17 protein-coding genes are annotated in these 21,485 nt (G+C 54.6%); 7 read left to right on the top strand and 10 right to left on the bottom strand.

Features of this window, described 5'->3' with window-relative positions; genetic code table 11:
- The first annotated feature begins 266 nt into the window (after positions 1–266).
- On the top strand, positions 267–1,271 hold the full coding sequence (locus OZX75_RS07790) for a 6-phosphogluconolactonase (RefSeq protein ID WP_277146073.1): 1,005 nt from the start codon (positions 267–269) through the stop codon (positions 1,269–1,271).
- Between the two features lie 445 nt (positions 1,272–1,716).
- Here OZX75_RS07790 and gnd read toward each other — a convergent pair whose 3' ends face one another.
- Together gnd and OZX75_RS07780 are read right to left on the bottom strand one after the other, a co-directional pair.
- Positions 1,717–3,177, bottom strand: coding sequence for an NADP-dependent phosphogluconate dehydrogenase (gene gnd / locus OZX75_RS07785; RefSeq protein WP_277146072.1), 1,461 nt, complete (start codon positions 3,175–3,177; stop codon positions 1,717–1,719).
- Positions 3,178–3,474: 297 nt separating this feature from the next.
- Positions 3,475–4,344, bottom strand: a complete 870-nt coding sequence (locus tag OZX75_RS07780) for a tyrosine-protein phosphatase (RefSeq protein ID WP_277146071.1) — start codon at positions 4,342–4,344, stop codon at positions 3,475–3,477.
- Positions 4,345–4,785: 441 nt separating this feature from the next.
- Between OZX75_RS07780 and OZX75_RS07775 the strand changes: the two genes are divergently transcribed.
- The gene (locus OZX75_RS07775) at positions 4,786–5,619 is read left to right on the top strand and encodes an alpha/beta hydrolase (RefSeq protein WP_277146070.1); all 834 of its coding nucleotides are present in this window, start codon (positions 4,786–4,788) and stop codon (positions 5,617–5,619) included.
- 185 nt (positions 5,620–5,804) lie between these two features.
- Here the strand turns inward: OZX75_RS07775 and OZX75_RS07770 are convergent, their stop codons facing one another.
- Entirely contained in the window at positions 5,805–7,142 is a 1,338-nt protein-coding gene (locus OZX75_RS07770) for an ABC transporter substrate-binding protein (protein WP_277146069.1), read from the bottom strand.
- A 308-nt stretch (positions 7,143–7,450) separates the two neighbouring features.
- Here OZX75_RS07770 and OZX75_RS07765 point away from each other — a divergent pair, with 308 nt between their 5' ends.
- On the top strand, positions 7,451–8,494 hold the full coding sequence (locus OZX75_RS07765; protein ID WP_277146068.1) for a LacI family DNA-binding transcriptional regulator: 1,044 nt from the start codon (positions 7,451–7,453) through the stop codon (positions 8,492–8,494).
- Positions 8,495–8,551: 57 nt separating this feature from the next.
- On the opposite strand, the gene OZX75_RS07760 is transcribed toward OZX75_RS07765, so the two are convergent.
- Entirely contained in the window at positions 8,552–10,174 is a 1,623-nt protein-coding gene (locus tag OZX75_RS07760; RefSeq protein ID WP_277146067.1) for an alpha-amylase family glycosyl hydrolase, read from the bottom strand.
- A 445-nt stretch (positions 10,175–10,619) separates the two neighbouring features.
- Here OZX75_RS07760 and OZX75_RS07755 point away from each other — a divergent pair, with 445 nt between their 5' ends.
- Positions 10,620–11,474: a carbohydrate ABC transporter permease gene (locus OZX75_RS07755; RefSeq protein ID WP_277147515.1), complete on the top strand. Its 855-nt coding sequence runs from the start codon at positions 10,620–10,622 to the stop codon at positions 11,472–11,474.
- The gene (locus tag OZX75_RS07750; protein ID WP_277146066.1) at positions 11,471–12,307 is read left to right on the top strand and encodes a carbohydrate ABC transporter permease; all 837 of its coding nucleotides are present in this window, start codon (positions 11,471–11,473) and stop codon (positions 12,305–12,307) included. The genes OZX75_RS07755 and OZX75_RS07750 overlap by 4 nt, the downstream gene beginning before the upstream one ends.
- A gap of 109 nt (positions 12,308–12,416) precedes the next feature.
- On the opposite strand, the gene OZX75_RS07745 is transcribed toward OZX75_RS07750, so the two are convergent.
- Positions 12,417–13,022, bottom strand: coding sequence for a DUF624 domain-containing protein (locus OZX75_RS07745; RefSeq protein ID WP_277146065.1), 606 nt, complete (start codon positions 13,020–13,022; stop codon positions 12,417–12,419).
- 53 nt (positions 13,023–13,075) lie between these two features.
- Positions 13,076–14,113 carry an NAD(P)-dependent alcohol dehydrogenase gene (locus tag OZX75_RS07740; protein ID WP_277146064.1) on the bottom strand — a complete coding sequence of 346 codons (1,038 nt, stop codon included), beginning with the start codon at positions 14,111–14,113 and terminating at the stop codon, positions 13,076–13,078.
- A gap of 468 nt (positions 14,114–14,581) precedes the next feature.
- Here OZX75_RS07740 and OZX75_RS07735 point away from each other — a divergent pair, with 468 nt between their 5' ends.
- Positions 14,582–15,601, top strand: a complete 1,020-nt coding sequence (locus tag OZX75_RS07735) for a LacI family DNA-binding transcriptional regulator (RefSeq protein WP_277146063.1) — start codon at positions 14,582–14,584, stop codon at positions 15,599–15,601.
- 62 nt (positions 15,602–15,663) lie between these two features.
- Here OZX75_RS07735 and OZX75_RS07730 read toward each other — a convergent pair whose 3' ends face one another.
- From OZX75_RS07730 to OZX75_RS07715, 4 genes are all read right to left on the bottom strand, one after another.
- Complete coding sequence (locus OZX75_RS07730) at positions 15,664–16,752, bottom strand: glycoside hydrolase family 172 protein (RefSeq protein ID WP_277159971.1); 1,089 nt, start codon at positions 16,750–16,752, stop codon at positions 15,664–15,666.
- Positions 16,753–16,921: 169 nt separating this feature from the next.
- Positions 16,922–17,710: a carbohydrate ABC transporter permease gene (locus OZX75_RS07725; RefSeq protein WP_277146061.1), complete on the bottom strand. Its 789-nt coding sequence runs from the start codon at positions 17,708–17,710 to the stop codon at positions 16,922–16,924.
- A gap of 101 nt (positions 17,711–17,811) precedes the next feature.
- Positions 17,812–18,693, bottom strand: a complete 882-nt coding sequence (locus OZX75_RS07720; protein ID WP_277146060.1) for a carbohydrate ABC transporter permease — start codon at positions 18,691–18,693, stop codon at positions 17,812–17,814.
- Positions 18,694–18,743: 50 nt separating this feature from the next.
- A complete protein-coding gene (locus OZX75_RS07715) occupies positions 18,744–20,036 on the bottom strand; it encodes an extracellular solute-binding protein (RefSeq protein ID WP_277146059.1) in 1,293 nt (430 codons plus the stop codon).
- Positions 20,037–20,199: 163 nt separating this feature from the next.
- On the opposite strand from OZX75_RS07715, the gene OZX75_RS07710 reads away from it, so the two are divergent.
- On the top strand, positions 20,200–21,399 hold the full coding sequence (locus tag OZX75_RS07710; RefSeq protein WP_277146058.1) for a LacI family DNA-binding transcriptional regulator: 1,200 nt from the start codon (positions 20,200–20,202) through the stop codon (positions 21,397–21,399).
- Positions 21,400–21,485: the final 86 nt, after the last annotated feature.

Raw genomic sequence — 21,485 nt, 5'->3', positions numbered from 1 at the left:
ATTGTTGATGCCTCTGCCAAGAGAGTGCCGTGCGAAAAGTGCGTTTTAGCTATGTTAAAGCGCACTTTTTACACAGCACAGTGCGAAAAGTGCGTTTTAGCGATACTAAATGGCACTTTTTGCACTTCAAGCCTGGCCCGTCGCTCGAAACACAATGCGCACACGCTAGAAATACCGACGCCAGTGGCGCAAACCGGCAGTCATCTACACTTGTGGTATTCAATCAAATGTCCGGATGAAGTAAATGGACAAGGAGCATATTGCATATGGCTGATCGAAAACTGGAAGTATATAAGGACGCGGAAACCGTGGCTTTGGCGGCGGCGCAACGCACCTTGCTCGCCATTCTGGACGGGCTGAGCGAATGTGACAAGTCCGGCAAGGGCGACGCTGGCGCGAAACCGATTCGCAGCCGCTACGACGTGGCGCTGACCGGCGGATCCGACATCCTGCGCGCGCTGACCTACATGGCTTCGAACCCGCTGGTCGACGCCATCGACTGGACGCGCGTTCACTTCTGGTGGGGCGACGACCGCTTCGTGGCCGCAACCGATGAGGACCGCAGCTCGTGGCAGGCCCGGCAACGCTTCCTCGACAAGCTGGTCGCCGACGGACGCCTGCCCGAGGCCAACATCCACGAGATGGCCACCGACACCCGCACGCCCGAACAGGTCGCAGCCGCCAGCGACGAGGAGAACAAGGCTCTGGTCGTCAAAGCCGCGGCCGATTACGACTCCGCCCTCAAGCGCGAGCTCGGCGACGAACCGGCAATGGACCTGCTGATCCTCGGCATGGGGCCGGACGGCCATTTCGCCTCGCTCTTCCCCGGCCACGACGAAATCAGGATCGGCGCCTCTGCGCCTCACACAGCCAACGTCAACGGTTCCAATGAAACCAGCACCGGAACAGCTGCTTGCGTCAGCAGTAACCTTAACCCTTCCGCCGGCGCAAATACCGAAGCCAGGGTTTCCGCCGAAATCGACACGAGAACAGATACCTCCGCCGAGGTCACAGGAACAGACTCATCAACATATCCACTAGCCGCCGGCGTGACCCACTCCCCCAAGATGCCGCCGCTGCGCGTCTCGATGACCGCGCCGATGCTGGCCCGCAGCCGCCGCACCTGGATGCTCACGTGCGGAGCCGGCAAGGCCGATGCCACCGCCGCCGTTTTCGCGAGCGCCAACAATCCCGCGTATCCTGCCAGCTTTGCCGCCGGCACCGAAGAATTCGCGTGGTTCACCACGCCCGACGCGGTGGCCAAACTGTAGTATTCACCAACGTGGTCGGTTTCAAAATAATCTCTGAAACCGACCACATCATCGTTGTTGACGAACGATATTTCAACAATTTCAGAGTTTTCGTCGGTTTTATCAAGGTTCTCACGATTTTGGTGCTGGCAAACCGCACGCTACGAATCACCAAAGTCCGTTTACCAGCACGACCAAGATTTCCATTACTTTCAATGCTGATAAACTGCACATAACCATTCGCCAAAGCCCGTTTACCTGCATTAACCGCTGTATTTGCACTGTTGCGCCCGTAAACAAAGCAGGCATAACCCTTCAGCTACAAAACCGTCCTCCGCCAGATACCGAAACTATCGGTATCCGACAAAGGACGGAATAATTCAGATTCTCGCCACCGACCAAATACTTACTCGGCTGCGAAAATCAGGCGATTAAGCGTCGGCAATCGACCAATCAGTTCAACCGATCAATCGCTCATCTTTTCTTCCGGACGGTCCTTCTCGGCCCACAGGGTGTGGAAGGCGCCGGGCTCGTCGACGCGGCCGTAGGTGTGCGCGCCGAAGAGATCGCGCTGGGCCTGGATGATGGTGGCCGGCAGACGCTTGGAACGCAGGCCGTCGTAGTAGGAAAGCGAGGTCGAGAAGACCGGTGCGGGGATGCCGCAGCTCGCAGCCTTGCCGACCACACGGCGCCAGGAAGCCTGAGCCTTGTCGATGGCGCTCTTGAAGTAGGGCGCGAAGAGCAGCGAGATGTCGGCCTCGCCGGACTCGAACGCGTCGGAGACGACGTTGAGGAACTGGGCACGGATGATGCAGCCGCCGCGCCAGATCCGCGCCACAGCGGCCAGATCGATCTTCCAGTCGTACTGCTTGGCCCCGTCGTTGATCTCGTTGAAGCCCTGCGCGTAGGCGACGATCTTGGAGGCGTAGAGCGCTTGACGAATGTCTTCGATGAAAGCCCTGCGCTCGTCGTCGCCGGCGAACTCGAGCTTGCCATCAGGGCCGGCGAGATTCTGCTTGGCGGCGCCTTCACGCAGCTCGACCTGGTCGGAAAGGCCGCGCGCGAACACGCCTTCGGCGATGGCGGTGACGGGAGTGCCGAGCTCGAGGGCGGTCTGGACCGTCCAGGTGCCGGTGCCCTTCATGCCAGCCTGATCGACGATGACGTCAACCAGCGGCTTGCCGGTCTTCTTGTCCTTCTGATGCAGCAAGTCGGCGGTGATCTCGATCAGATACGAATTGAGCTCGGTCTTGTCCCATGCCTCGAACACGTCGCCGATCTCGTCGGGGGTCATACCCATTCCACGGCGCATCAGATCGTAGCTTTCGGCGATGAGCTGCATGTCGGCATATTCGATGCCGTTGTGGACCATCTTGACGAAGTGGCCGGCACCGTTCTCGCCGATGTGGGTGACGCAGGGCTCGCCCTCCGCCTTCGCGGCGATGGACTTCAGGATCGGGCCGAGGGTCTTCCAGGACTCATCGGTGCCACCGGGCATCATGGACGGGCCGTTCAGCGCGCCCTCTTCGCCGCCGGAAACACCGCAACCGACGAAGTGCAGGCCGCGAGCGCGGATTTCCTTCTCGCGACGAATGGTGTCTTTGAAGTAGGAATTGCCGCCGTCGACGATGATATCGCCGGGATCCATGGCATCGGCGAGCGCCTCGATCATTGCGTCGGTCGGCGCCCCGGCCTTGACCATGATGATGGCCGTGCGCGGCTTGGTGAGGGAGGCGACGAACTCGTCGATGGTTTTGGCAGGCACGAACTTGCCCTCGGTGCCGTGATCGGCCATGAGCTTTTCGGTGCGCTCGTAATGGCGGTTGTAAAGCGCCACGGTGTTGCCGTGATGCGCGAGGTTACGCGCGAGGTTCGAACCCATTGCCGCCAGACCGACGACTCCAATATTTGCTACAGCTTCCGTCATTGTTAGCCTTTCAATTTGACATTTCTTCGACGGCGCGGACGACCGGAACCGTTTCCCGGCTTGCCCTGCAACCTGCCTAAGTTTTTAATGTTTCCGGACTTTGCCGAACCCGAAACATACTCCCCTAGTCTATCGCCATCCAAGCCTATACGCGTTCCCGGAAAGTGGAATATACCACATTGCAATATGTCATAGGCAGCAAACCGTGGCAACATGACGTTGCGCGGGCTCTTTCAAAACTTGGCCCCGCCGTCACCAACGCAACGACAGGGCCAAGAAACGTTTTGCCACGGGGACTTACTCGACGAACAGCGCGCGCAAGCCGGCAACCTCATCCGCACTCATACCGTTTTGCAGGCAATACTGCTCGGCACTTCCGTATTCGCTCTTGATGCCGGCGAGCACGCCACGCATCAGTTCCGGCGGCGAGGCGAGCATCGCGGTCTGGGCCGCGGTGATCTGGCCGACGCCCTTTTCATCGCTGTTCAGGCCTTTCAGCACGGCTTTCTTGAAGGCGTCGCCGAGGTTCGCGCCGGACTGGGCATAGCAGGAGACCACCATGTCGTCGCTCACGCCGAGCAGGCTCATCAGGATGCCCGAGGTGATGCCGGTGCGGTCCTTGCCGGCGGTGCAATGGATAAGCATCGGATGGCCGTCGTCTTTCAGCAGCTTGCGCAGGATGAGCACGATCTGTTCGGCCGAGCCAAAGACGATATCGTGATACATTTCGGCCATGTCGATGCCTTTGGACATCTCCTTCATGCCGCCCTGCTCGGTCATGGTGGTCTTTAAGAGCGGAACGCGATCGACATGGATATCGTCGGGAAGGGTGTACGGCCATTGCTCCACTTCGAGCGGGTCGCGCAGGTCCACCACCTCCTTGACATTGAGACGGTGCAGGTCGTCGAGGCCATGCTCGCCCAGGAAATTCAGGCCTGCCGTGCGGAAGAAGAGGCCGTCGCGCAATTTGTGGCCGTCCTGCGTCGGGTAGCCGCCGATTCCGCGGGAGTTCGGGACGCCGTCGATAACGACCCCGGCCCCGTCGCCGTTCGGACGATAGTCAAGGTAGGCCGTGTCGCCTGCAGCACCGTTGGAAACGACGCCGGCAATGTCGCCTTTGATATCGCCGGTAATGTCGCCGGTATCGTCCGCGTTGAGATTTGTCATACTGCTCCTGCTTTCATCAGTCGGAAATGAATCGATCTGTCATTATTACGATGAAACAAGTCTATCCGCAAACCTCAGCGTTACCTGAATATCGCCATAATACGAAGTGTCGGCGGCGCGATTGACGGACAGCCGATTAACCGCATCATCAACGTTCCTAAAACCCTACAGCCAAGCCATATCACCGGTTCCCTTCCTGTATTACTTATCACAATTCAATTTGCGGTACTCGAACTTTGCGTTTCTTCGGCAATCTGAAACAGACGTATAGCATTAGTTGCCGGCCGGCCGAATTTCCCATTTACTACGAAATCCCCGACAACGGCAGAACGGTCGGGCGATAGAGCCATAATCATCAATGAGAAGACGCTCCCGCTCCGACGCGGATTTGCGACGAACGAGCCGATTTGAGTAACGCGACACGACAGAAGGTTGAGAACAATGCAGTACATCAACACGACCATCGACGGTATTGACGGCACCAAAGCTGATTTCAGCGTCTATTCCATCGACAACAGCAAGGAAATCGACCCACAGCGCCGGCGGCCCACCGTGCTCGTCATTCCCGGCGGAGGCTATGTCTTCACCAGCGACCGCGAGGCCGAACCCATCGCGCTCAAAATTCTGGGGGCGGGTTACAACGCGGCCATACTGCGATATTCCTGCGCTCCGTCCGTTTACCCCACCGCTTTGCTCGAAGCCGCGGAAGCCATGAAACTGCTGCGAGAAAACGCCGAGGCCTGGCACATCAAGCCGGATGCCATCGTTGCCGCGGGATTCTCAGCGGGCGGGCATCTTGCCGGCAACCTCGCCACCACCGCAGGCGACGAGACCATGCGAGCCCACGGCTACGACCCGGACGCCGTGCGGCCGAACGGACTGATGCTCGGCTACGCCGTCACCACCTCCGGCAGATACGCCCATCGCGACAGCTTCGACAAGCTGCTCGGGCCAAAGGGCAAGAACGACGAGAAATTGCTCGAGGAGGTCTCAATCGAAAGGCACATCGACGCCAAGACCCCGCCGACTTTCATCTGGCACACCGTCACCGACGAGACGGTACCCGTTGAGGGCGCGGAGATGACATTCGACGCGTGCGTGTGCGCCAAGGTCCCGGTCGAGGCCCACTTCTTCCCCACCGGCCATCACGGCCTCTCGCTGGCCAACGCCGATGTGGCAGGGGCCGATGACCCACACGGCGTCGACGAAGGCGTGCAGCAGTGGATGCCGCTGTTCATCGCCTGGCTCGACCGCAATTTCGGCGACGCACGCTGAACCGAACAGCCGACGGCGCGTTCCTCGATCCCGTAAAAAAACGCGTCCCGTAGCATCATCCCGATACGAATAATGGAATGCTGCGGAAACCTGACACTGCCTGTCCAGGTTTCCGCAGCATTCCATTTGTGGTAAGAAAGCCGCCATCGGTTGGCAGAAAAGCCCCGCCAGCCTACAGCCCTACTTTATTTTGATTGATGGGCGATCTTGTACTCACTCGCCCACTCGTCGACGAACACCTTGCTCACCTTGTCCCAACCATTAGTGCCTTGAGCATATCCCAGCAGGGCATTCGTGAGGTCGGACTTCCACTGTTCGGAAGGAATGTAGAGGAAGTCCCACGGCACATCCTTCTTGCCTTCCTTCTTGTACTCGTTGGCAGCCTGCATGATCGGGTTCTTGGTGGCATACTTGCCGGTGAAGGTCTTGAACGGCGTGCTGAAGCCCATGGTGTTCGCCCATTCGTCACGCCCGGTGTCAGAGGTGACCAACCACTTCAGGAAGTCCTTGGTGGCCTTGATGGCCTTGGGCGACGCCTTCTTGTTCACCATCCAGTACGTTTCTGAACCGGTGGCCATGCCGTAGTTGCTCTCTCCCGGAGCTCCGATGTAAATCGGGATGGCCCCGACGTTGCTGGCGCTCACCTTGCCGTCGCGGATGTTAGGCCAAGCCCATGAACCGTTGTGGAAGAAGACCGCCTTGCCGGTGTTGAATTCGGCGAGCGAATCGTTCAGGGTCTTGCTGCCCAGGGTGTTCTTCGGCACCGTCGAATCGTTCATGTAAAGATCGGTGATGTTCTTGAACTGAGGAAGGAACGTTCCCTTAATCGTTGCAGGCTGCTTGGTGATATGGTCCTTTTCGAACTCATAGGCAATCGGCATGTTGGAAAGGTGCACGTACCACCTGAAGTAGGACGAGGCGTCGAAGCCCATCGAGGAGAACGCTCCTTCGAGGCCGAGCTTGTCCTTGTTCGCCTGAATCTCATCCGCTACGGTCTTCAGGCTCTTGAAGTCTTTGATGTCCTTGACGTTCTTGATGCTGGCTCCGGGCATATCGAAGTACTTCTGCAGCAGATCCTTGCGATAGATCAACCCATAGGTCTCGTTGACCATCGGCACGGCCAAGACGTGCTTGCCGTCGTCGGAACGCAGCGCTACGGACTTATCCTCAAGCTGCTTGTAAGCCTCGGTATCTTCAATCGGAGCGGCGTAATCCTTGTATTGGTCGAGGCCGACCTGACCGAGAACGCGGAAAACGGTGGGAGGCTTGCTCTTGGCCAGTTCAGACTTCAGCGTCTGCACATAGGTGCCGGATGTCGCGCTTCGCGCATTGAAAGGCACTCCGGTCTCTTTCGTGAACTTCTTGCCCAAGACCTGAATGGAATCCACGATCTCGCTTTTGTTGTTCAGATAGTACACACCGTCTGACGACGCACCCTTGCTGCCAGAAGACCCGCAGCCGGCCAGGCTGGCGCAAATCGTCACCGCCACCCCTGCCGCTATCAATGAATTAATACGTTTCATAATTGTTCCTCTCTGAATCAAACCCGGCAATAAAAAAGCAGCCGATTACGTTCCCACAATCGCAGAACTTTGTCGTTCTTATGAAAACGCTTGTATGAGTATATCTACGTTATTTTTATTTGTCAAATACTCTCTTCAAACGAAAACGATATCACAATAAAGTCACTACAGAATCAAAAACGAGCGACAGATTGGCGCAATGAAAGCCGCGCAATGCAAGAACCCCTTAGCGTTGACAGACAGAAGATGCCTAGCCGTATCATATAATCATATTGGATGTAAGGAAACACACCATCATCGGAGGAACCATGCAAGAAGCAACCATCGAGGACGTGGCCAAGCTATCTGGCGTATCTATTGCAACCGTTTCCAGAACATTTAAGCATCCGGAACTCGTCGCCGAAAAAACACGCAAGAAAATCAAGTCCGTGGCAAAAGACCTCGATTTTTCAATCTCACGCTCGGCAATGATCCTTCAGGCAGGCAAAACCTACCGCATCGCGCTCCTATTCAACGAGCGACCTTCGACATGGTTCAATGCCCATATCTACGAAGGTCTGAATGCGGTCCTCCAGCCGGCAGGATACGACATCACGCTCCAACGAATCGTCTCGAGTGACGACAGGCATAAATTCTTCGAAACCTTGCCCATTCGCCGCAATGTCGACGCAGTGATCGTAGCCTCAATCAACATCAGCGAGAACGACTCCGCCCGACTTCACAGCATGAAAGTTCCCATTGTCGGCATCAACGCCGTGCCGGAGGACGCTTTTAACCTTTCGATCCGCATTGACGACAGACAGTCGATGCGTCTGGCCACACAGCACCTGATCTCCATAGGGCACAGGAACATCGCTTTTATTGCGTACCAGTACGGGCAAGAGGACATCGGAACGTTGAACTTTACCACCAACTTCCGTATCCAGGGTTTCAAGGACGCCTGCGAAGAAGCCGGAATCAAACCGACCATCATCAATGTGCGCCGAGGGGAAAACGTCATCGACAACGTTTTGACGAGCCTTTTCCAGCTACAACCGACGCCTACGGCCATCTGCTGCCAACAGGATTCGCTGGTCGTGCCTTTGGTGCCCAGGCTCGAACAGTTCGGCTACCGCGTACCGGACGACATCTCAATCATCAGCGTCGACGATTCTGACTTCGCCCGGGAAATGGGGCTTACCGAAATCCGCCAGGATCCGACCGAAATGGCGCAGACCATAGCCACACGCCTCCTTGCCATGCTCGAGGGGCAGGAAGTCGATGTCAAGCACCAGATCCTGCCCACACAGATAGTATTTCGAAATTCAACAAGACCTTACCGTGCCGCCGCACCGGCCATGCAACAGCGGTAAAACGGCACGGCACACCGTTGCTGAATCATTGTTGCTGAATCATTGTTGCTGAATCATTCAGCAGCGCAGCACAGCAAAGCTCTGCGCCCCAAGACTCAACGCGTTGCCCTCTTCACCGGATTCAGGCCGCACCTGTCCTATTGCAGCCAGGCAATCCTCAGATTCGGCGGGATTCAGCCCGTCAGGCAATGCCACGCGTTCATCCTCCAGACCGGGATTGAGAGCAATCAGCAGACGCTCACCGTCATCGCCCGACCGAAGATAAGCGAATGACCGGCCGTTCTCGGGGGCCGCCACAACCTCAAAGCCGCCATCGGCGCGCAGGGCCCGGTGCCCCGGGCGCAACCCAAGCAGCAACTTTGTCCAATGCAGCATCGAGTCCGGATCCTTCTCCTGCTTTTCGACCGTCGGAGCATCCTGGCTCGGGTCGACAGGAAGATACAGATCCTCTTTCGCGCCTTGCGAGAAGCCAAGGTTGGCGCCAGCACCCCACTGCATCGGTGTTCGACTTCCCGTACGGAAGTAGCCACCCTCCTTGGTCGGAAGGGCATAATATCGCATTGCGATTTCGTCGCCATAGTAGACGAACGGCACACCCGGCATCGTCAACAGCATACCGTAGGCAATCTTGATCTCCAGATCCGAAAGTCGGGGGGCCAGACGCACGGTATCGTGATTGCACGTCAGGAAGCAGAAGTATCCCCTGTCTTTCGTCGCCTCGTATTCCGGCAGGTAGTCCGCCAGGAATGCCTTGATACTTGTGCCGCTATCCGCGGTGAAATAACTCAGGTCTTTTTCCTGCTCTCCATCTTTCACAAAACGGCGGGCCAGCAGATTGTAGCCGTTCGCCTCTCGCACCGCTGTCTTCTCGTGGTTGAGGTAAAAGTCCATGTCAAAGCCGGCGCTCAGCGCATCCTGAGGCGCTGCCCATTCGGAGACAAACGCGGATTCCGGGAACTCCTGTTTCACCGGGGAAAGCATTTCCTTCCACGCCTCGATGGTCGCGTGATGATGAGCATCGTCATTCTTGACGAGGGACCGTGCCATATCGACGCGGAAGCCATCGCAACCTCGCGAAAGCCAATAACGCATTACATCTACCATTGCCTGTTTCGTCGCACGGGCTGCGGGAGAGTCCGTGCTCATCTGCCACGGCCTGTCGATCTTGGCAAAACCATAGTTCAGCGCAGGCTGGCACTTGAAGAAGTTGAGGATATAGGCGGCATCGCGCTTGCTCTCTCCGCCGATGAACGGCAAGGTGTAGCCGCTGAACGCGCCATCGGTCCAGATGAAACGGTCGGAATACTCATTGCGTTCGACTTTCGTGCTCTGCCGGAACCATTCGTGCTCTTCGCTGGTATGGCCGGGCACCAAATCAAGCAGCACGCGCATCCCTTTTGCGTGCGCTTGACGGAAGAGACGAATCATGTCGTCATTCGTGCCATAGCGTGGAGCGATCTTGCAGTAGTCGCTGACATCATAACCGGCATCCTTGAACGGTGATTCAAAGCAAGGATTGATCCACAGGGCGTTGCACCCCAGGCCCTTGATATAGTCAAGTTTTTCGATGATACCGTTGAGGTCCCCGATGCCGTCTGCGTTTGAATCACGGAAACTTTGCGGGTAGATTTCGTAGAACACGGCTGACTTCAGCCATTCCGGTGATGGGAAAACCCCCATTATACTGTCCTTTCTTAAGCTGCCTGACATGACAGAACGCCGTATCCGAGGCAAAGCGCCGACGCAAGCCGCTGATGCATCGACTCGCATCAGACCAATTCACGCTGACTTGTCCGCGCATCCTCTCCATGAATGCTGGCAATCATGGCTCACGGAACCGCTCACGATACGGTGCTTCCGCCTCATCGCCCTTCTATTAAAACACAAAATGTATACGTTTTCAATATAACATCGCGTTTTCCCTTCAAAATCAATAAAGAAATCCCCGTTTCCACCTCTAAGATTGACTTATTTGCTTTTTCCTGCTATTGTAAGCGTTTGCTAGATGGCACATTTTTGAACGAGGTATAGAGAGGTACCGATCAATGATGTTGACCTCAAACATGGCAGGTCTCGCCAATACAATCATTGACGAGCTGCTCAAGAGCAGAAAGCGAGCATGACCATGATATCTATGGCAGGCAAAGCAATTCGCAAATGGTGGGCACTCTTTTCCTTACCCACTTTTGTTGCGTTTATAATAGGGTTTTTAGTACCATTCATAACGGGCATCTATCTGAGCTTCTGTCGGTTCACCACCGTCACAGATTCCAAGTTCATAGGTTTGGCCAACTACGTAGAGGCGTTGAAGGATCCTGATTTCTGGCACGCGCTGCGCTTCAGCACGGCGTTCACCGTCATCATCGTGATCTTCGTCAACATCGTCTCTTTCGCAATCGCTTACATGCTGACCAAAACGTTCCGAGGCGTGACCATCTTCCGGTCCGTCTTCTTCATGCCCAACCTGATCGGCGGCATCGTCCTGGGCTATATCTGGATGCTGCTGCTCAACGGCATCCTCGCACACTGGGGCAGATCGCTTTCGTTCTCGGGCGTATACGGTTTCTGGGGACTGGTCGCCCTGTATTCATGGCAGCAAATAGGCTACATGATGATCATCTACATCGCCGGCATGCAGTCATTGCCGAGCGACGTCATGGAAGCGGCGGCCGTCGACGGCGCCAATAGCCGCCAGGTGCTGTTCCACGTCACGATCCCGCTGATGATGCCGTCAATCACGGTATGCACCTTCCTGACCATGACCAACGGATTCAAGATGTTCGACCAGAACCTTGCGCTGACCAACGGCGCCCCGGCAAATACTTCTGAAGGAATGGCGCTGAACATCTATCGAACATTTTACGGACGTGCAGGTTTCGAAGGCGTCGGGCAGGCAAAAGCGGTGATATTCTTCATCATCGTGGCCGTGCTCGCGCTCATCCAGAACAGGCTCACTACCAGCAGAGAGGTTGAAGCATGAGCGACAAAGTCAAACACCCGGGCCTATGGACGACCTTCTTTACCGTTGTATGCCTGATTTGGGTCTTCCCCATCGTGCTGGTCTTCATCAACGCGTTCAAAGACCAGACGTACATCGCGCTCAACACATTCTCGATACCACGCGGAGACGCGTTTGTCGGATTCAAGAATTTCGAAGTCGGCATCGAACGCACGGACTTCATCGCCAGTATCGGCTGGACCGTCGTGACCACAGTCGGCTCCGTGCTGCTCATTCTGGTCTGCACCTCGATGTGCGCATGGTGGATCGTACGCGTCAATAACTGGGCGGCGAAGGCGCTCTACTCTCTCTTCCTGTTCAACATGATCGTACCGTTCCAGATGGTGATGTTCACGCTTTCGAAGTTCACCGATATGCTCGGCTTCAACACGCCTTGGGGTCTGTGGCTCATCTACCTGGGCTTCGGCGCAGGCCTCGCGGTATTCATTTTCACCGGTGTCGTCAAAGGCATCCCGCAGGAGCTGGAGGAATCCGCGATGATCGACGGGGCTTCCGTGCCCGGCATCTTCTTCAGGATCGTCGTGCCGATTATGCGCCCCTCGATCATATCGGTGGCGATTCTGGAGACCATGTGGATCTGGAACGACTTCCTGCTCCCTTACCTGACCTTGGATCTGTCGAACTTCAAAACCATGCCGATCGCCGTGCAATACCTCAAAAGCGGATATGGGGCGGTTGATATGGGAGCACTGATGGCCTGCCTCGTGCTGGCAATCATTCCCGTCATCCTCTTCTATCTGCTTTGCCAGAAATACATCATCAAAGGTGTGTTGACAGGAGCGGTGAAAGGCTGAGCACAGCCTCTCGAAGCCGTTAACGTAAAGCGGGCGGAGCCACCAAGGTAAGTGGCTCCGCCCGCTTGCGTTACGAGGCGAGACCATTATTGACCCGCTCCGGCCAGATTTATACGTTGTTGATATATTGTCCAAAAACGTGCTCGAGGATCGGTATGTGCACCAGAAGAATCGACCCGTACCCAAGCACTATCAAAAGAAACTCCCCTTGCGGCAGATAGAACCAGGAAGCTGCTATAAGGCCCAGAAACAACAAGTCCGCAAAAGCGAGAGCCAATGTCGAACCTATGTAGGAGACACCGAATATAAAAGCATTCTTCAATGTCGACCAAACGGTATTTTCAAACCTCGCCTGAAGCGCCCACACCCACTCGAAACCGATGATCCAGACAATGGTGAGAGCGAATTTTGGTATAAGCAATGGCGTGATCTGGAGGACGATCCAACTGTACGCAAGCGCCAAACCCGTCAGCCCGAACACCAGCCAGAGCAACGTCGCCTGCCGGAAATTCGAGACAAAAGAATGAAAGAAATTTTTGGTGACATGCCCTTCACCGCTTAACGTGCGGCGAAGGGCATCATGACCCGCCGTGAGCGCCGCACCGATTGTGATGAATGGAATGGAAATAAGCAGCATCAGGATATTGACCCAGATCGCATCCGTCAGATCCGACAACCCTCGCATGAATTTAGAATCAGGTGAAAGCCAACCCATCCCCACTCCATTCCCGACAAGCACGCATTGCTCACTGTAATACGAAAGACAAACTAATCCACTTCAATCTGAATCTTGACGTCTTCCGGATGAGCTTCGGCGACCCGGTCAAAAGCCTGCTTCGCGTCGTCCATGTCAAAGACCTTGGAAATGAAAGAGCCGATTTTAATCTTACCGGACGAAACGAGATCGATGGCCTTCTGATAGACGTTGGCATACCGGAAGACGTTCTCGATTCTCGTCTCACGCGCCTGTACTTCGGTGATATCCATAGGGACATCGCCGGACGGTGGGATGCCGATAATGACAGTGGTGTTACCCGGGGCGCCCAATTTCCAGAGATTGTCGTAGGACTTCAGATTGCCTGATGCCTCGAAGACCCTGTCAGCGCCCCAGCCGTCTGTTTCCTCATTGACACGCGCGATGAGATCCTCCTTGGTGATATCGACCGGGACCACACCATCAATCGTCCGGGCGATATCAAGCTTCTCTTTCGACGTGTCTGAAATGAGCACCTTGGAGCAACCGCCCGCCAAAGCGGAGGCCGCGGTCATCAAACCAACCGTTCCCGCTCCCGTCACCACCCCGATATCTCCGGGTTTGATCGCGGCTTTCGTCGCTGCCCACATGCCGACAGAAAGCGGCTCAAGCAGGGCACCTTCGCCAAAGCTCATATTGTCCGGCAGCTTATAGGTAAACGCCGCAGGGTGAATGACCTCTTCGGAAAGGCAACCGTCGACAGGCGGGGTGGCAAAGAAACGCACGCTGGGATCAATGTTGTAAAGCCCGAGTTTGGCGGCTCTCGAATACATGTCGGGGATGCCGGGCTCCAACGCGACGCGATCGCCTACCTTGAACCCCGTCACCCCCGGCCCTACTTCAAGAACGGTGCCCGAGGCCTCGTGCCCGAGTATCATCGGACTTTCGACTACATATTTTCCAACGCGTCCATGCGTGTAATAATGCAGATCCGACCCGCATATGCCGACTGTATGGGGAGCGATTCGCAATTCACCGGGCCCGGGAGACTCAACATCAGGCACCTGACGAACATTGATCACGCCTTTTTTCTCGAGAACAACCGCTTTCATACTTCCTCCTTGAATTACGGTAAAAACTATTATTTAACCTTTAAAACACTGGAATCACGCAAATGTAAACGCTTACCATATTTTAGTATATTACTTATTACACATTTTTCAACCACCGGCGTTCTGCCATTCAATGGCGGCTGGATGCCGGCATTGTTTGAATCTCTGTCATTAGATGCCTGACCGAGTCTGAACTCGATAATTATACTCAGCCTTGATATATGGGATCGCCTTGCATATCGATTTTCTACAGCTGAGGCAATCGGGGCACATGACCTTGGCCGGGCACAACAATTCGCTCGCGAATGCAGGGTGCCATCGCCACGCTGACACCCTGCGGGTCATCGAGCTCATGGACCGCATCCGTGCCGGTTGGGGTTTGCAAGTATCCGTTCGAATAATCTTCAAAACAAAACAATCACGCCTCTGAGTATTATAGGGAGCATAAGCGATTAGGAGCGGCACCAAATGAAAAAGAAGGCGACCATAGCCGACGTTGCCAAGCTGGCGAACGTATCCACTTTTACCGCATCGCGGGCACTCCAGAACAAGCCGAATGTGGCAGCCACAACCCAGCAACGTGTCATCGAAGCAGCCAAAAGCCTCAACTACACGGCGTCGAAGGCGGCCGCCGCTCTTGCAAGCGGGAAAACAGACCGTATCGCCCTTCTTCTCGGCGATCAGCTGACAGGCTGGTCCAACGGGAATCTGCAAGACGGCGTTTACGACGTACTAAGCCCTAAAGGTTATGATTTGCTGGTCTATCGTGCGGGAAACGATGATGAACGGAAAAAATACTTCGCAAACCTCCCTGCAAACCGTAACGCCGACGGGCTCATCGCATCCTTCACATTGAACAGCGAAGAAAGCAACGCGCTCACCACCATGGGGATGCCGATTATTTCAGTCAATTCGGATAGTGACACCTGTTGCCAAGGCTCTGTAAAAATAGACGACCGTCAGGCGTTGAAAGATGTGGTAGGTTATCTTGCCGGATTAGGCCATAAACGCTTCTGTTTCATTGATCAAGAGAATTTACTGCCCGATTATGAATGGAGTTCCGATAAGCGAATCCTGGGCTATCAAGATGCCATCGCCGAAAGGCATCTCACCGATTGCGGAATCTTCGTAATGCCCAAAAACGGCGAGCGCCCTGCCCGTCAAATTATCGCAAGGCTTCTGTCAATGGAGAATCCTCCGACTGCAATATGCACCCTATCCGACGATTGCGCATTGGCGACCTGTACCGAACTGATACACAACGGGATCAGCATACCTCAACAGGTTTCAGTCATCGGCTTCGATTCTTCAAATGTCTCCGAACTGACCGGCATCTCTTCTGTGTCGCAGCCCTTAAGGAAAATCGGCCAAATCGCCGCCCAAAAGCTGCTGACGCTTCTCAATGGACAAGATTTGAGCGAACCGCATACCCTGATTCCGGCTCCAATAGTTCCGCGAAACACTACCGGCCGCGCACCTTTGGCCTAGCCCACATTCAGTCCGAAAACCGAGGAGGGTTCGCCCGTAAATCCTACCTATAGTTTTGCTGCCTACCTTGGCCTGCGTTCATCGGCGGATACCATAGGCGGAAAGACCGTATGCGGCTCACACTGGTACCAATAGGCTACGCTTGAAATGTCATCCTGCCGTTCAAAATTACCGCCTTCCCTGCTGCCGATCTGCTGCAGCGTCACACGCAGGTTTTTGCGGAACACAATCGGGTCGGGGATGTGCCAACGATACATACCGCGCTCCGGGTTCATGTCATCATTATGGTAAAGGCTGGGTTCCAACGGGTCATGACGGGAATAGTATGGGTAACCGATGAATGGAGCGGTGTAATTGCGTTCAAACGTCTCCTTTCTGTCCTGGTCCATGAAGCTCCAGGCACCTCCAAAATAGTCTTCGGTACCGGTGCCGCAAATCGTCGGGTACTCGCCGTCATCGTCGATATAGAACTTCATCTCGCCTTCTCCCCACCATCCTCGTTCCAACGATGCCAGCGCAAGATAAGTGCCGACATAATGCCCGGAGCCGTTCACATTGTCTAGAATGACATAGTCCGACTGTTTCTCGGTAATCGCCTGACGGCGCCATTGCGCGTGGAAATAAACGGTGTCGGCCGGCAACGGATCGTCGTAAAGCACATAGTCCACCTGATAGAAGAAATCAGGAATCGGATTTTCGTGTTGGTTGACAAGTTCGATACGCGCGTGCCTGGCAAAAGGCATACGCCAGTAGCAGTTCAGCCCGCGGTTAGGGGCAACGACGACGGGGAATGAAGAAAACGCACACGTAGCGCCAAAACCGTTGCAGAAGAAATCCCCCAATGGACACTCTACCGACGGGGTGGCTTCATCATCCCAATAGAAACGCAACAACAGATCTCTTAAAACAAAATGATGAGCCGAATCGGTTTTGCTGTTGACAGTGAACCAGAGATGGGTGATGCAGCCGGGCCCGGAAATATCGGCCAAGTTCACCGAAGCGCCGCTCGCTATATTCTTCAGGCATGGGGCTCCTTTTCTTGAAGGCCCCAATTCACTGCTGGCCCTTCCCCCTTTGCCCTTTGCTCCATCGGGGTTCTCAGCCGTGATCGACCTGCTCACAAACGGCATAGTCCGAGTCAGTGATTCCATCTTTGATTAGTTCTTTCTCTAAAAAAAAATTTATTACTATTCAACATTACAGAGTTTGAGGGCTTAAACCTTGTTGACTCCACTGGTTTAAACCCTCAACCGCATTGCAACCCCAGCGGCTTCAACCATAAAACCCGCCGAGCGCTGCAAACACTGCATTCTGTTTTTATTACTTGATGCCGGTCATGGCAACACCCTGGATGAAGTACTTCTGCAAGAAGATGAACAGCAGAAGGATAGGAGTGATGACCAGTACCGCACCTGCCAGCAAAACACTGTAGTCCGTGGCGTTCTGACCTGTCGAATATAGCGACAACGCCACAGGCAACGTATACATCTTGTTGGACTGAGCCGCGACAAGCGGCCAGAGGAAGTTGTTCCAGCTCGAGAGGAATGTAAGGACGGCAAGCGTCGCCAGAGGAGGCTTGCATTCAGGCAGAACAATCTGGAAGAAAATCCTCAGCTCCCCGGCTCCGTCGATGCGTCCGGCTTCAAGAAGGGCATCAGGTATGCCTGCCATGAACTGACGCATCAGGAAGACGCCGATTGGCTGAGCCAGGAACGGCAGAATCAGCGAAGCATAGGAATTCAACAGATGCAGATTCGTGATTTCGACGAAAAGGGGAACGAACGTGGCTACTCCGGGAACCATCAAGGTGACCATGACCATACCGAACAAGACATTCTTTCCTGCAAAGTCGATTTTCGCCAAAGCATAGCCCACCATGGAGCAGAACACCATATTACCCAGCATCACAATGATCGCGACAACCATGCTGTTGATGAAATAATTGCCGAAATCAAGCTGGGTGAACCACTTCATGAAATTCGACAGCGTTGCGTGTTTCGGCCACAACGTCGGAGGAATGGCCATGATTTCGCGTTGCGTCTTCAACGACCCCAGAATCATCCAGAAGAAGGGGAAAATCCAGACAAACGCGATAAAAGCCAAAATCACATAGGTGATCCCGTGCGCTTTTCTAAATCTTGTCCACAGAGATTGCTTGTTCTCGTGTGGGATAGAAGTAGGAGACATTGTTACAGTACTCATTTTCTCCCCTAATCCTTAGTCCTCATAAGCCTGAATTGCAGGACACTGACAACCGCGATGATGAAGAACAGGACATAGCTTGCCGCCGAGGATACGCCATATTGTCCGAATCCGAACTTTTCGTAAATGTAGTAGGAAGCGGACAACGTCGAATCCAAAGGCCCGCCTTGGGTCATGACGAACGATTCTTCGAAGAACTGCAGATATGTCACCGACTGCAGCACCATGCCGAGCAGAAGCGTCGGTTTCATCAGAGGCAGAGTAATCGATCGGAATTTTCTCCATTCCGATGCCCCGTCGATGGCGGCCGCCTCCATCACATCCTCCGGAATCGACTGAAGCCCGGCCAGGAAGATGATCATCAAAGTGCCCATATTGCGCCAAATGGTCATCACCATCAAAGCGAACAGAGCAGTGTGAGTGTCATGCAACCAGTTAGGCCCCTGAATGCCGAACACCGCCAAAACGGTATTCAGCAAACCGTCCTTTTGCAGAATATAGCGCCATACCACGGAGACGGCGACCGTACTCGCCACCACTGGCGCATAGAACAATGCACGGAAAAACGTATTGACGTGCTGCAGACCCTTATTCAGAGAAACCGCGAACGCCAAAGCGATAATCATGGTCAGAGGAAGGCCGATAACCACGAAAATGCCCGTTGTGACAAGGGACTTTGTGTAACGTGGATCCTGGAACAGCTTAACGTAATTCTGCAAGCCGATGAAATTTACGTTGAACGGCGTTCTGACGTCCTGCACAGTGATATCGGTAAACGACATCGCCAGGGATGACAACAACGGAATCAGCATAAAAGCCGCAAACACAATAACAAAGGGCAGCGCAAAACCCCACGCAATTGCCGTGCGACGGCGCCGCAGAACACCCATGTTTCCACGACGCCGTCCGGCGCGCCTAGTAAGACGCTTATCCTTCAATTTCACATTCCTGTTCCGATGGAATCCGCCTGCTGCTGCATTTGCTTCAAACCATCATCAACACTGACTTGACCCTTGCAGATCTTCTCATAAACCTTGTCGGCCGCCGAGCCCATCTGGCCCCAGGTAGTGGTGACAGGCATGGAATGCGTGCTGCTCAACTGCTTGTGGAACGCGGTGAGTTTGGTATCGGTCGCGAGGGTCTGGTCTTGCCAGGCCTTCGAGGACGCGGGCAAATCCGTGGTGGCCTTGTACCAAGCCACTTCGGTCTTCGGGGAAGTGAACCACTTGATGAACTTCCAAGCAGACTGCTTGTTCTTCGAGGTCTTGAACACGCTGAAGTTGCAGCCGCCTACATAAGAAGTCGACTTTCCTCCCTTGCTCTTCGCGGGCAACACGGCCGTAGCGAACTTGTCGCCAAAGCCGGAACCACCCAAATCGCTGACCTGACCGATCGTGGTCGGGCCTCCGATCATCATCGGAGCCTTGCCCGACGCGAACTGGGCCATATCATAGCCAGGCGTTACTTCCGGGCTGGGATCGGCCAAACCATCTTTGAAGTAACCGGCCACATAATTCATGGCCCCCTTGAGTTCAGGGGTATCAAACGTGTATTTCTTATTATCTTTGGATACCAAATCGGCACCATTGGTGAAACCGAACGGCATCATGGCCTGGAAGCTGTCGAAACCTCCGACGGGGATGAAAATGCCATAGTCGACCCCGGGCACCTTCTTCATGGCCGTAGCCATTTCCTTCAGTTCGTCCCAAGTGGTCGGGGCATGATCCCATCCGGCCTGCTTTGCGATATCCGTACGATAAAACACGACACGAGTATCCACATACCAAGGCACGCCGATCTGCTTGTTCTTGACAAAAGCACTCTTTTTCAGGCCTTTATCCAAATCGCTTAGGTTAAAGTTCTTTGGAACCTCAGACAACGCGCTACCATACGTTGCCATATCTGTATTACCAATCATAACCAGATCGGGACCGGTACCGGCCGCGATTGCAGTCTGGAATTTCTCCTTGTAGCTGGTCCATGGAATCGAGGTTACCGTAACCTTTGCATCGGGGTTTTCCTTTTCAAAACCCTTGACAAAGTTGCGCATTTTCTCGCCTTCGTTCCCCATCGCCCAAACGGAAATGTTTCCTTTGGCCTTTGAGGAATCCATCTCGGATACAGCTGAACTGTCTTTGTTCGCCGTACTGTCAGAGCGCCCGCAACCGGCAACTGACACAAGAGCAGCGATGCTGGTTACGACAGCAAGAACCGTCTTCAGTGACTTTCTCATCTATCCTCCTTGAATTTACCTAATCGCTTAGGTATTTTGAATACTAGCTGATAACTGTAAAGCTGTCAATTTGAAAAAACCGCGATTCCGGAAGTATATTCATCCTGAACTTACCGGTACTATCAATAGGTAGGACTTTCTAATTTCTTCACGAAGGCGAGAAATGACAACAGACATCAAACAGGTCGCCAAGACCGCGGGAGTTTCAATCTCGACAGTCTCCCGCACATTCACCAAACCAGATCTGGTCTCGTCACAAACCCGCGAGAAAGTCCTCAAAGTAGCCGAAAAACTTGATTTCCATATTTCGCGCTCTGCGGCGGCCCTCAAAAGCGGACAGACTATGCGCGTCGCGTTGCTCACCAGCGACGGGGTGTCGACCTGGTTCGACGCACACGTTTTCTCCGGGCTTGATTCGGTCCTTCACCCGGCCGGATATGACATCTCGGTGTACCAGATGACAACAACGACCGAACGCCGCGATTTCTTCATGAATCTTCCGGTGCGCCGCAATGTGGACGCAGTCATCGTCGATTCTTTCGACATCGACCCGCAGGAAGTCACACGTCTGAAAAGCATGCACGTCCCGGTTATAGGCATCAATGTGCCGTCTTCCGCCGGTTTTGACGCGACGGTTGGCATCGACGACAAAGGCGCCATGCACACGGCGGTCGACCATCTGGCCGCACTTGGCCATCGCGATATCGGGTATATCGGGCAGACCAATCACCGTCAGCTCCGTTACAGCGCGGAATCACGCCTGGAAGGGTTTCGCGAAGCGTGCGCGACCCACCCCGGCATCCGCCCGCAGGAATTGTTATTTGATGACGACGCTCATTTCGCCGACCACACGATCAACGCCATTTTGACCGCAAAACCGCAACTTACCGCCGTCTGTATTATCAAAGACGAAGTCGCATTGCCCATTGCTTACCGGCTGCGGCAATTCGGACGCGAAGTACCACGCGACCTGTCGATCATCGGTTTCGACGACATCGAGCTGTCCGGGGAAATCGGCCTGACCACCATGCATCAGGATCCCTACAAGCTCGGCGCCGTTGCGGCCCGCAAAACCCTGGAAGCCATGAGCGGCAAGGCCAGCGATACCGAAGACATAGCAGACGGCAGTGAAATCGGCAAAGACGGAACCGCTGACAAGAGCGACGATCAGTACGTCGTTTTCGAAGTGCCATTGATGCTGCGGAACACCACGGCCCCACCCACGCCGGCAGACACGTCAGCAACGGAACAACCCGAAATGCGCGACATGCAATACAAGCCGTTGCATCCTGTTTCACGCGATATGACGAAAACCTCCTCTTATGCCTACATGCCCACCGCAGCATATCGCGGCAAATCGTGAGGAGATGCAGATTCCGATACAATCACAATCATCGAAACGAAATTATGCACTTTAGATACTGGAAACGTAATCAATGATATAATTAT

It is taken from the genome of Bifidobacterium sp. ESL0800, assembly GCF_029395355.1.
Classification (GTDB): domain Bacteria; phylum Actinomycetota; class Actinomycetes; order Actinomycetales; family Bifidobacteriaceae; genus Bifidobacterium.
This window is presented reverse-complemented; position numbering and strand designations above follow the sequence as displayed.